The 11,928-nt window shown below is 38.1% G+C and carries 10 protein-coding genes; 4 read left to right on the top strand and 6 right to left on the bottom strand.

What is annotated here, in order from left to right; translation table 11 throughout:
* The first annotated feature begins 138 nt into the window (after positions 1-138).
* The 4 genes from ACMZOO_RS11480 (at position 139) to ACMZOO_RS11465 (ending at position 5,017) form a co-directional block, all read left to right on the top strand.
* Positions 139-1,236: a glycosyltransferase gene (locus ACMZOO_RS11480; RefSeq protein ID WP_440903477.1), complete on the top strand. Its 1,098-nt coding sequence runs from the start codon at positions 139-141 to the stop codon at positions 1,234-1,236.
* Positions 1,237-1,336: 100 nt separating this feature from the next.
* Positions 1,337-2,509, top strand: a complete 1,173-nt coding sequence (locus ACMZOO_RS11475) for a glycosyltransferase family 4 protein (RefSeq protein ID WP_440903476.1) — start codon at positions 1,337-1,339, stop codon at positions 2,507-2,509.
* Between the two features lie 86 nt (positions 2,510-2,595).
* Complete coding sequence (locus ACMZOO_RS11470) at positions 2,596-4,092, top strand: oligosaccharide flippase family protein (protein WP_440903475.1); 1,497 nt, start codon at positions 2,596-2,598, stop codon at positions 4,090-4,092.
* Between the two features lie 40 nt (positions 4,093-4,132).
* Entirely contained in the window at positions 4,133-5,017 is an 885-nt protein-coding gene (locus ACMZOO_RS11465; protein ID WP_440903474.1) for a glycosyltransferase family A protein, read from the top strand.
* A gap of 70 nt (positions 5,018-5,087) precedes the next feature.
* Here the strand turns inward: ACMZOO_RS11465 and ACMZOO_RS11460 are convergent, their stop codons facing one another.
* From ACMZOO_RS11460 to ACMZOO_RS11435, 6 genes are all read right to left on the bottom strand, one after another.
* Entirely contained in the window at positions 5,088-6,020 is a 933-nt protein-coding gene (locus tag ACMZOO_RS11460; protein WP_440903473.1) for a hypothetical protein, read from the bottom strand.
* A 21-nt stretch (positions 6,021-6,041) separates the two neighbouring features.
* Positions 6,042-6,905 (bottom strand): sulfotransferase family protein, encoded by an 864-nt coding sequence (locus tag ACMZOO_RS11455; RefSeq protein ID WP_440903472.1) that lies wholly within the window; start codon positions 6,903-6,905, stop codon positions 6,042-6,044.
* A gap of 28 nt (positions 6,906-6,933) precedes the next feature.
* Entirely contained in the window at positions 6,934-7,788 is an 855-nt protein-coding gene (locus ACMZOO_RS11450; protein WP_440903471.1) for a glycosyltransferase family A protein, read from the bottom strand.
* Entirely contained in the window at positions 7,776-9,050 is a 1,275-nt protein-coding gene (locus ACMZOO_RS11445) for an O-antigen ligase family protein (protein ID WP_440903470.1), read from the bottom strand. Before ACMZOO_RS11445 ends, ACMZOO_RS11450 begins: the two co-directional genes overlap by 13 nt.
* A 273-nt stretch (positions 9,051-9,323) precedes the next feature.
* Positions 9,324-10,751, bottom strand: a complete 1,428-nt coding sequence (locus ACMZOO_RS11440) for a DUF2264 domain-containing protein (RefSeq protein WP_440903469.1) — start codon at positions 10,749-10,751, stop codon at positions 9,324-9,326.
* Between the two features lie 6 nt (positions 10,752-10,757).
* Entirely contained in the window at positions 10,758-11,867 is a 1,110-nt protein-coding gene (locus tag ACMZOO_RS11435) for a glycosyltransferase family 4 protein (protein WP_440903468.1), read from the bottom strand.
* Positions 11,868-11,928: the final 61 nt, after the last annotated feature.

Here is an 11,928-nt window from a genome sequence, read left to right as displayed (position 1 = left end):
ATCAAAGCCGGATCATTATTTTTTGAATTTCGCTAAGTTTAAACCATGAGCGTGACAAAATGTAGTAATATGCGGCAGCAGATTTATCGTATATTCTTCACACAGTTACCTCGGCTGTAGGTAAAACAAGGAACAACAATGATAAAAATAGGTTTTGTGCATAATGTCTCTGAAATTGGTGGTGCAGAACGCATGACCCAAACCATAATAGCCAATATAGATAAACAAAAATTTAGTTCTGCTATTATCTGCCCTGATGCTGGACCTATGATTCGAGAGTCAAGCGAGTTAAACGCCACACCGCATGTCATTGCAATGCCGCAACCAGAATTCACTAAGCCATTTTCCAGCATTAAAGGCTACCTAAAATGGAATGCTTTAATGCGGCAACAACAATTTGATGTTATCCACACAGGTGACTTAATTTGTACCCGTAGCTTGTTAAAAGCAGCCAATAAAAACCAGATCCCAGTTGTATGCCACATTCACTTTCCATTTAAACGAAACTTTGCCGAATGGGTTTTCAACAAACAAGCTCAACCAGCCGCATTTATTTTTTGTAGCCAAGAACTGCAAAATGACGTTGGGCCAATGTTAAAAGAAATTTGTCCATCAGCTGTTCAGCATGTTGTCCACAATGGTGTAAATACTGAAAAGTTTGCGCCAATTTCACACACTAATTCAGTGCCAAGAGTTGGGATCATTGCCAATTTGCAAGAGCGTAAGGGCCATTTTGAATTCTTGCATATGGCCAAAGAATTGCTCGACCAAGGCATACAGGCTCAATTTGACATCATTGGTGGCGATATTCTCGCAGAGCCGCGAGAAGAATTGCTAAAAAACTTGTGCAAAGAATTATCCTTACAAGAGCATGTTACTTTTCATGGGCAAGTGTCTAACGTATTGGCACTATTGCAACAATTGGATATTGTTGTTTGCGCTTCATACCAAGAAGCCTTCCCTGTTTCAATTCTCGAAGCTATGGCATGTGAAAAGCCAGTGGTTTCAACCAATGTTAATGGTATCCCAGAAGCTATTGTTGAAGGGGAAACCGGCTTTATGGTGCCAGCAAAAGATTCGAGCGCATTAGCTCGACAGGTTAAAAAGTTACTTGACGATAACGCATTACAACTGCAAATGGGTAAAGCTGCTCGACAAAGAGTCGAATGCCATTTCAGCGAACAAAGTTACATCAGCAAAATTGAACAGATATATCACCAACTTAAAAATGATTAATTTTCTTGCAAACATGCATAATAATTAACGTCAGATTAAATTTATTTTTATATAAATCTAAGTTACTTTAGTTGGAACAATTTATAAGCGACTGTTTTAAATGCAAATGACGCCTAAAAATAAACGAAAAAAAGTCTTAGTCCTAACCGAAAATTTCCCCCCTTTATCAGGCGGTAGTGGAAGATGGTTTTGGGAACTTTATTCTAGACTACCTAAATCAGACTACCTAATAGTGGCGGATAACATTCCAGAAGCATTGAGTTTTGATCAAACACACGATCTAAACGTTATTCGTTTACCACTGAGCTCTCGCGAGTGGGGTTTTAGAAGCCTACAAGGGTTAAAGTTCTATTTTAGAGTGGTAAAACAGCTACTGAAGATCATCAAAGAGCATGAAGTAACCCATATCCATACAGGAAGAGTAATTCATGAGGGTGTTACAGCTTGGATTATTAGCAAACTGACCAAAGTGGACTACCTCTGCTATGTGCACGGTGAAGATGTTGAAACCGCAGCAACCTCACGCGAACATAACCTAATGGTAAAGCATGTGTGCAGCAGCGCTCAGAAGCTTATTTGTAATAGCCACAACAGTGCAAATATCGTTAAAAGATTGAACTACGCAAGTGATGATAAAATCCACATATTGCACCCAGGAGTGGACTCAAAAACATTCAAACCAATTGAAGAAGATGCGGATTTTAAAGCCGCTATGGGATGGCAAGATAAAAAGGTCATAATTACCGTAGGTAGATTGCAGCAACGCAAAGGCCAAGATGTGCTGATTCAAGCTATGCCACAAATTTTAGCGTCACATCCAGACGCTATCTACGCAATAATAGGTAGAGGCGAATGCAAACAATCACTGGAAAAATTAATTGAGCAATTGAATTTACAAGACAAGGTTCAGTTGCTCGACGAAATCAGTGATGCACAAATGATTAAGTGTTATCAACAATGTGACTTGTTTGTACTACCAAACAGAACGATTGGCAATGATCTAGAAGGATTTGGCATGGTTCTAGTGGAGGCTCAAGCTTGTGGAAAACCAGTAATCGCAGGTGATTCAGGCGGAACTCGCGAAACAATGCTTGTTAATGAAACAGGCTTCATTGTGGATTGTAGAACCCCTGAACCGCTAGCGACAAAAATATCAGAGGTGCTTGCAGACGAACCCAAACTAGCAAAAATGGGTGAGCTAGGAAGACAGCACGTTGAGAATGAATTGGATTGGGAAGCTCACACTAACAAAGCTATAGATATTTTCAAATAAATTCAACCACATAAAAGTGGAAACTCCATTAGGCGTAATAAAAAGTAGCGCCTTGGGATTGCTAAACTATCAATTTAAGGCTTCTTGTGTCTACTTATAAAACTGTTGTCGGTTCTTTTTTTCTGGTGGCATCCAAAATGATCGTTAGGATGCTAGGGCTTGTCAGTACGCTAATACTCGCCAGGCTGCTAGTTCCCGAAGATTTTGGTCTAGTCGCAATCGCGATGATAACGCTCAAATTATTTGATGTGCTGGGACAAACTGGTTCAAAGCAATACATAATTAGAAAAGACCAAGTGGATGATGATGATCTAAATACTGCTTGGACGTTAGATGTATTGTTTAGAGTTACATTAGCGATAATTTTAATGGCACTATCTTCGCTCATCGCCAGCATTTATGGTGATGAGAGACTTGGACCACTGCTAATTGCGATATCTTTCTTATCTATTTTTTCTTCTTTAACCAACCCAGGTTTATTTCTGCTTGAGCGCGAGCAAAACTATAAACCGCTATTTAAACTGTCCGTGAGTTTAAAGATTCTAGCAGTAATAACAACTATCACTCTTGCAGTGATTTATCAGAACTATTGGGCTTTAATTTTAGGGCAAGTCAGCACTGTACTTTTTAAATTAATTGGCTCGTACATAATTCATCCTTATCGTCCGAAAAAGTCATTAGTAAAATTCCATCAACAGTTTTCGTTTTCAAAATGGATGTTAGCCAAGGGCATTGTTGGTTATTCCCGCTCGCAACTGGACACTGTTTTGGTTAATTTCAATTTTAATGCTAGCGCTGTGGGTAATTACCATATAATGAAATACATCTCTTCGATGCCAAGTTCAGAGTTGATAACACCCGCCACGCAGCCCTTGTTAGCAACCTTTTCGCAATCGAAAGACAATCCGTCACATTTAAATTATCAATTCTGTATTAGCCTGTATATTTTATCTCTGATATCAATTCCACTTTCACTCTTTTTCTATGAATTTCATCGAGATATAGTGCTTATTTTGCTAGGTCAGCAATGGGTCGACATGTCCGAAGTTTTTGGTAATTTATCTTTACTCATCATATCGTCTGCCTTTTCTGGATTAGCGATAAATGCTCTTACAGCCAAAAATAAAATTAAACATATGTTTGTATTAGATTTATTGTCACTTGTTGTGATGGCCATTACGCTTTTTAACCTCAAAGGTATTTTACTACCCGAATTCGCACTAGCACGGGTTTTAGTGGATGTTGCAATGACACTTCCGCTACTTATTTTTGTCATTTTCTTTAGCTTGAAAATTCAATTATTCAGAATAATTCGTTTGATAATGTCTCCTTTGTTGGCCACTTTGTTAGGTTTATACTTGTGCCAAACAATAAACTTTTCTAGTGCTCATGCATTGGTAAATATCATTATCAATGGTGCTTTATTTTCAGTGGCATACATTGTCTTAATATTGCTAGGTAATAAGCTGTTATTATCCGGCATGGACGAAAAAAGTTACTTCGACAAACAAATGCTTAACCTAATCAATAGAACTGGCTTGAGCAAACTAATTACACTTAAAAGCGATCAAAGCAAGCCATAACTTTGCGTATAAGGTCCGGATAAGGAGAAACAGCAAAACCATGTTTTATTTTATTACAACAGTCAGACATCCTTCCAACGCAACCAATTTTGATGTTGTGCTTAAACTATTAGAGACGACCGTAGCCTCAGTTTGTGCACAAAAGACCAATAAACCATACAAGTTATTAGTTGTTTGCAACCAAATACCAGACATAAAATACGATCCTAACAAGGTCGAATTTCTAGTTGTGGACTTCCCACCTCCGGGTAGTGGTCAATCAAACAACTTATCTTACTCTTTAAGCAGGCTCGACAAAGGCTCCAAAATTGCAGCGGCATTGCTACATCTTAGAAAAATTCAACCGTCAAAAGTTTTCTTTATAGATGCAGATGATTGGATAAGTAACCAAGTTGTTGAGTACGTGGAAGATAACGCAGAGGTTCCATTTTGGTATGCTAATTCCGGTTACTTAATCAACTACTCATCCCTGACAGTGGTAAAAAAATTTGGTTTATGTCGATACTGTGGTTCTTCCTTCATATATGACTATAAAATATTGATGGATATTCTAGCTTTCCCAGCAGAATTCGAAGTTAAGTGTCAAAAAGATATTGTTGATTTCTTAGATGAATTTACCTTAATTAATATCTTAGGCACACATAGATATCAGTTTAAATATTTCCTTGATAGAGGTTATTCGTTTAAAGCTTTACCGTTTCCTTCAATCTGTTGGGTACTAGATACAGGAGAAAATCGTTCAGGTAAAACTGGAGGCGGCAATGGCACACCGTTAACTGCAGCGCTTCTAAACAACTATGGCGTCGCCGAGCAAGTAGAGGGTCTCTCAGAACAGAGCTCTCAATTTAGTTTGGGTTCAGTTATCGAAAGTGCGAAGTCATGGGGCGGATGGTTTTTCACTGACAAAAAGCAGTTTAAAGTTTAATTCCCGCTATTAAAAACCTAATATTATTCAGCTAGGCTGCAGTCAAAAACGTCAGCCAGCTGAATAATTTTTATCCACCAGCTTTAATAATACTGTTCGGCCACAAGCGCTCAATCATTTGCAGATCTTTATTATATTGCTCTCGTAACGATTTCACTTGAGCTTGCTCCAAAAAGGTATATTTATCTTTATTGTCATTGACTGTCTTTGACTGATATAAACTATCACATTGGGCTAACCAGTCGTTTGGCGGACGCTCAAAGGCAGCGATCAATGCCTCGGCTTGTGTTATAGCCTCTTTAGTTGGCGTCATTGTCTGCACTGGCTTAGGCAATTTAGGTATTGTTTCAACACCCTGCCCAACAAATTCAGAAATAATGAAATCAGCGTGTTGACGGTAATCTTCTTGAGTCCATATTTTGAGTTCAATATTTGGTAATGTAGCTTTTATACGCTTAATAATACCGAGCCAACTTGGGATTTTTTTGGCTGCTAAACTTAAAGTTAATGCATTTTTGGCTTTGGTCGCTTCAATTGGATGAAAACGGAGTGCAGTAACATACAAGCCAGGTAAAACAGCGTCGAAGCCCCTGATAGACAGAAACAGCGTTATTTTATAATCTTCTGACAATAACTTTATAAATTGCAGTTTTTTCTCTAAGTTGGGATAAAGGTGTTCAGACAACCCATCAACAGCACTTCCCAAAATATTCTCTTCTGAAAAGACGATAGTTTTGTTATCAGGTACGTCAAATAACAAACTACGATCGACCAATTTCTTTTTTAAGAACCTTGGTCTAAATTTGTCTTTCAGTGCCTCGATACCCCAAGGGTTAATGCGTGAAATCCGAGGACGAACCTCTTCCCTAGAAATATAGTGAATGTTTCTCTGCTCTAATGAGGGTTTCATCACCTTCAGTGTATCTTGTATATGCGTTGTTGCAGTTTTATGTGCACCAATATGAATACGCAACTCATTATTAGTCGAATTTGATAAGCTCATCTGTTACCTGAAGACTAGATATTATGATTTTTTAGCTAAAAACTCTTTTACTCTAAACCTGCGCCATCTGTATTGAATTTGAATTTCACCAATAACAGCTTGATGCAGCCTATAGTACAAACGTTCTAACGCACCAACTGATATTGGATTGCCCTGGAGTTTATATTCAAGTTTAGATAACAAATCTCCGGCGACAGATTCAACCACATCAATTTGATGCCTTGAGAGTTTTTGCATCCACTTTTCAGCTAGTTTTGGATCTGGCTTTTTAAAGGTATGAATGTTTTCTCGGTTAACCTTGTAATAACCCTTTTTATCGTTATAACTCATCATTGCAGGATTAAAGTCTATTTCCAGGTGCAGACATACCTTGTGCATAGTTGCTTCCAAATCTGCAATCATATCTTCATATCGAATGAACAGGAAATTGTCTGGTGCACTGGCCATAAACTCAAGCTGCTGATTAACTTCATTTTTCCAGCGATGTGCACCAGTATATGCATTAGTGCCTAGTCCCCATTTGTTTTCCATATATGAATTGGTAACACCACGTCCGTCGCGCACAATAATGATGAACTTAGAATGTGGTAAGAACTTTTGTAACGTCGGAATATGTTCAGTTAGTTGAGGATCTTTTAATCCCCATAATTTACCTGGAGCATTCAAATACTCAGAGATATCAACTTTATGCTCTTGTTTGATTTCTTCAAGAATATTCTGTGTAATATTTTTTGGTTCTTGTTCACCTTTAAACACTCTCGGCAATTCAAGCTCATTTTGCATAAAAATATCAGGATGCGCCGATAACACGCGCGTTAATAAAGTTGTGCCTGAGCGCTGAGTGCCCATGATAAATACGGGCCAGTTAGCAATGCCTAAATCCAAAATAGAAACCTCTGTAAAGTAAAATTATTTATAATTGTTTTTGTAATCGTTTAATCACTTTATTTTTGAGATAAAACTTTAATTTAATCTCTTTTTGTTCAATTCTTTGCAGAATTTTTTGATTAATTTCCGCTAAATTACGTGGCCACTCAACAAAACTCAATTTTTCTAAATACTGCTCTTGCAGTTTGCCGGTTTGATATCGCGCAATACGACTAAAATAAAGTTTGATATCACTGAGATTAAAAACACTTAAGCTGGTAAATTTGTAACCGCAATCGGCATCAAAAATAACGCGTTGCTGCATTGGCTCATCTCTATCTTCAATATCCCGTTTAACCACCTTAGTGATTGCAGAATCTATCCAGCCCAAACCAATTGGTAAATAAAAGCTTTTTTGTTGCGCAAGGTGTAGAAAGCTAAGTTTGAGTGCGTAACAATTACCAAACAAACATTTGTGTTTAATAACCATGTCTCGGTAAGTTTGGATATTCCGGCCAGAAAATGGCAAACCAGCAATAGCTGCTGCATCCGGATCATTCACTAGTTTAGGCGCCATTTTGGCAAACGCACCTTGGGTAAATTCGACGTCGGCGTCAACAAAAAAATGTACCAAAGAATCATCATGTAATTGATGTACGTATTGATTCCACGCGTTACATTTATCTCCAAGGGTTAACTCAATAATACGCAATTTAGTTAAATTCAAACTTTGTTTTAACTGCTGTAAAACAGACACTGTGTTATCAGTGCACCCATTGGCAATAACAGTCAACTGCTGTAAATTTTCATCAACATTGTCAAAAACGCTTTTCAATGATTTTTCGATATTTTTCTCTTCGTTATAGGCGAACATAACGATCGAATAAGTTATCTTGTCCATGTGCCACTCTGTCGGTTAAATTGTTGAGCGCCAGCTTTTTGTTGCTCATTTTTTTGTTCTTTGTCAGCTAATACTAGCTTCTCAAACACATACAGCTTGGCCAAATTCAACATTAAAATAAAATAAAAAGCTTCAAAAATAATTAAATCTAAAAACAATGCACATATAAAATAAGCCAACAATGCCGAACCACAAGCTTTATTGGTGTATTCAAGCACAGGGTATTTATGTATGCCATTTTTACTACAGTAACGATAATTTTTAAAGTTGAACCAAAACATCAGTAGATACATTATGCCCACTGGCAACCCTGTATTGGCAGCAAAATTTAAAAAGGTATTGTGTGCAACGTGAACATTTTCACCTGGATATAAAGAATCAGAAGCCATTTGAAAACGTTGTGGACCAGCCCCCAACAAAGGGAACTCTTTTATCAACTTTTGTCCCACAGCCCAAGAAACCAATCTCGGATTTAGCGGCTCATCGCCACCAGCTTGCGCCCTCGCAGCAGTTTCGGTTGAACGCTGTATCATAGCGCCACCTTGTATCACAAGAGCTACCGCTAAACCAACACCGATAAACACCTTGAACATTTTGGCGTTTTTAAAGCGCTGTAAATTTTCTTTTTTCTTTTCGGATAATTCAATTTCAGGGTGCTCGGCTTGTTGCAAAGCTAGTTTTTGCGCTTTTTTATTGTCGAGTGTTTTTAATACAAAGATAGTGGTTGCCACTACCGCCAACATGGCGCCACGTGAGCCAAATAGAAATAACGCATGCCACAACACAGGGAGCACTGCTAAGCAGGCCCATTTATGCCATTTGTTTTTTAAGTAAAAGTATCCCAGTAGAATAAACGGCATGCCCATTACAATCAAACAAGAGAGCGCATTCTGGTCACCAATCGAAGTCCCCCTTGGACTATTTAGGCGGCCATTAGTAAACATATCCCAACGATAGCTAAAATACAGATCATTTGCCCAATAGACATAATAAACAGATATCCCGCCAAACATGATTGCCATGCTAAAAAATATTTTTTTGTAATCTGCAACGTGACTTAAAATACCTAATCCAACAAAGTACATAATGACTATCGTATTCATTGCCGACAGTACAATATCAGCTCTTACCCCCGCAAAGTATTCAGGGAAAGGGCTAAACTTGTGTGATAAATGCATCATTATCCACATAAATAACAAAGCAAAATTTTGTTTACGCCAATAAATACTAAAATTAATCCTTTGTTGAACAGCTGCAATCATGAAACCAATGATAGTGAACAACGCGAGCCACTTTGAAGCGGAAAATAGCGGTAAATCGGGAAAGGTCCACGGCCAAACATACTTAGGCTGCATAATACCGTTAAGATAATAAAAAACAGTCGTCACCCATGGATTGGCAAAAATCGATATAAAGGAATAAACGATAGATAGATATACAAGTAACTTTATCAAAGCAGTACCATTGGCTGTTAACAGCTCAGTTGAAAATAATTGTTCGATACAAATTGAATCACGATGAATAGTCCAGTCTAGTTAATCACAAAAAAACTTATTGCTAACATACTTTTCCCTACCGTATTTAATATTCAAGTGCTCGGAGCGTAGAGGCCTTCTTAAAACAAACTGCAAAACCTTGCGAAATAAGTTCAATCGAGGCAAAGACGCATGGCTATGTTTGTCTGAAAAATAAGTATTGCTACGCACTAGAGTAATACTTAAATCTTGTTGCTTTCCAACCAGTTTAAACCCAGGCTTAGATATAAGCTGTTCGAAGTCGCCCATTTCAACAGGCAACAAGCCAGGTTCGCACGACCAAAAGGTACTCATGTTACTTTGCATAAAGGCTAGAGTTAATGAACGAACACACCAAAGCGCGCTTCCCCTACCACTATAATTTTCAAGAATCTGAGGTTGCGACTCATAATAACCTTGAGTAACTGTGCCCTTTTGCAAAGCACCATTTTTAATAAAGTGAATCCAGATGGCTTCCAATGCTCGTTTGCTAACTGCATGTTCTTTATTATTGACCGCACTATTGATTATCAATGGAGAAGGAATTGCCAACCTATAACAAGCGCTTCTACCAAATATGGGCGCACCATTTGGTGAAATAAAAAACTTAAACCCTTCAGAAAATTCCGAAAATACATTTTGTAAAAAGCTTGCATCGTAATCTGGTTTCATCAGATGAAACCAGTACAAGTAATACTGCATCTGCCATACATTGTAGTAATCTACAAACCCCTTGGCTCCATCCCCAAACCAACCATTGCCAACGTAATAACTTTTAAAAGTTTTGTACGAGTTTTCAACTTCCTCATAGCTTTGGTCGGTTAACTGTTCCAACAGAGCATTGACTATTAGCTTAAATAAACACCAATTTCCACCATAAAGTTTAATGTTGTTTATCTGTTTAAGCCAACCAATAACATTAGCGCTAACTTGCTTATCAAATATAGTCGAGTCTATTTGCTGTAAAATCCAAACTGTTACGGCAATATCACCTGCCTCTACAGCCCTTTGGTCATAATCTGCAAAATCTCCCCAATAAGCTGGTGATTTGGGATCACAACCATGTTCAATACCTTTAGCTAGGTGGGCTAAGATATCAAACTCATCTTCATTAGTTAGTTTAATCTTTTGTTCACGCTGGCCATACAACCACGCCGCCAACATAGGAGCACTGCGGGCAAACCCTTCCAACCCTTCCACTTTAATTCCACGGGTACCAGGTATACCTGGATAAGTTACTCGGCAATTGTATTTACAGCGATAAGCATTAATACCTTCGATAAAATAGGTAAAAATTTGTTGATAATCTTGTTTAGTTAAATGGGCTTTGTCGCCCAATTCTTTTACTTGGCGGTCCAAATTTGAGAAGCTTTTGGGCACTTTAATGCTGGTATGCCATCCATCGACAGGTTTAAACTTTCTTAGAAGATTTACAGCTACATTGAACATAATTAGTTACTTAGACTTTAATGCCATATACAAGTTAAGATAATGCTTGTTCATTACACTGGCATCAAATCGTTTGTTAAACTCGATAAGTGCTGAACTTTGTAAACTCTTCCGTAAGTTACCATCACTCAACAATTTTTCAATTGCCTGCGAAAACTGCCCAAGGTTGTTATTTTCCACAACTAATCCAGATAGATTATGCTGGATAACCTCTGAGTTACCACCCGCGTCAGTAACCACGCAAGGCTTACCCAAAGACATAGCTTCCAGCAAAGTCATTGAAGTGCCCTCAGATAAAGACGACAGTAAAAAAACATCCATCAAAGCAATAAAATTAACTGGTTTTGCTATATAACCGGTAAATATCACATTGCTCTCAATATTCAGCTTAGTGACTAACTTATGTAAACGCTCCCGCTCTTCGCCGTCACCAACAATCAGTAAGTAAGTAGATGGATAATTTGCGACCAATAAACTGAAAGCCTCAATCATCATCTGCTGGTTTTTAATTGGGTCAAGTCTTGCTACTGTACCAAGCACCACAGAATCTGTCGGTATAAGATATTGTGCTTTTAATTGCTCTACTTGCGTTTCATCTTTCTCTAAAGGTTTAATACCATTGTAGATAACGTCTATGCTGTCTCTTGGTATGTTCTCGTGCTCTATCAGAGCTTCCTTTGTGGCTTTAGAAATTGCGGTTATATGTTGAGTAAATTTACATAATACAGGGTTAACCAATTTACGTTTCCACGTGCCAAAGTCGGGATAAAATCGCCCATGTTCAGTGAATATCACCTTAGTTTTGCTAAAGGCTGCCGCTAAACAGCCATATACCCAAGGTGTGTATTGGTGACAATGCACCACATCAATTTTATTTTTCTTAATATAACGACGAATTGCACGAATTAGGCTTACATCAAAACCTGGCTGACGCTGATGAACCTCAATCACCAATCCACTTTGCTGCAGCTCCTTGCCCCATGGCCCCAGAGTTGATTCGATGCAAAATATACTATGTTCAATTTGCTCGGAATGGCTACTTTCTATGATATTGCGGATGACCATTTCTGTACCGCCAATACGCATATCATAAGTAATGTGGGCAACTTTTATCATAACTCTCGTTTATCTCGCATAAATATCGGGGGGCCAAAGTAATACACACATAAGCCAGGCT

It is taken from the genome of Catenovulum sp. SX2, from assembly GCF_052056295.1.
In the GTDB taxonomy this organism is placed as follows: Bacteria; Pseudomonadota; Gammaproteobacteria; order Enterobacterales; family Alteromonadaceae; genus Catenovulum.
Note: the sequence above shows the minus strand (reverse complement) of the source record. Positions and strands in the feature narration are given on the sequence as shown.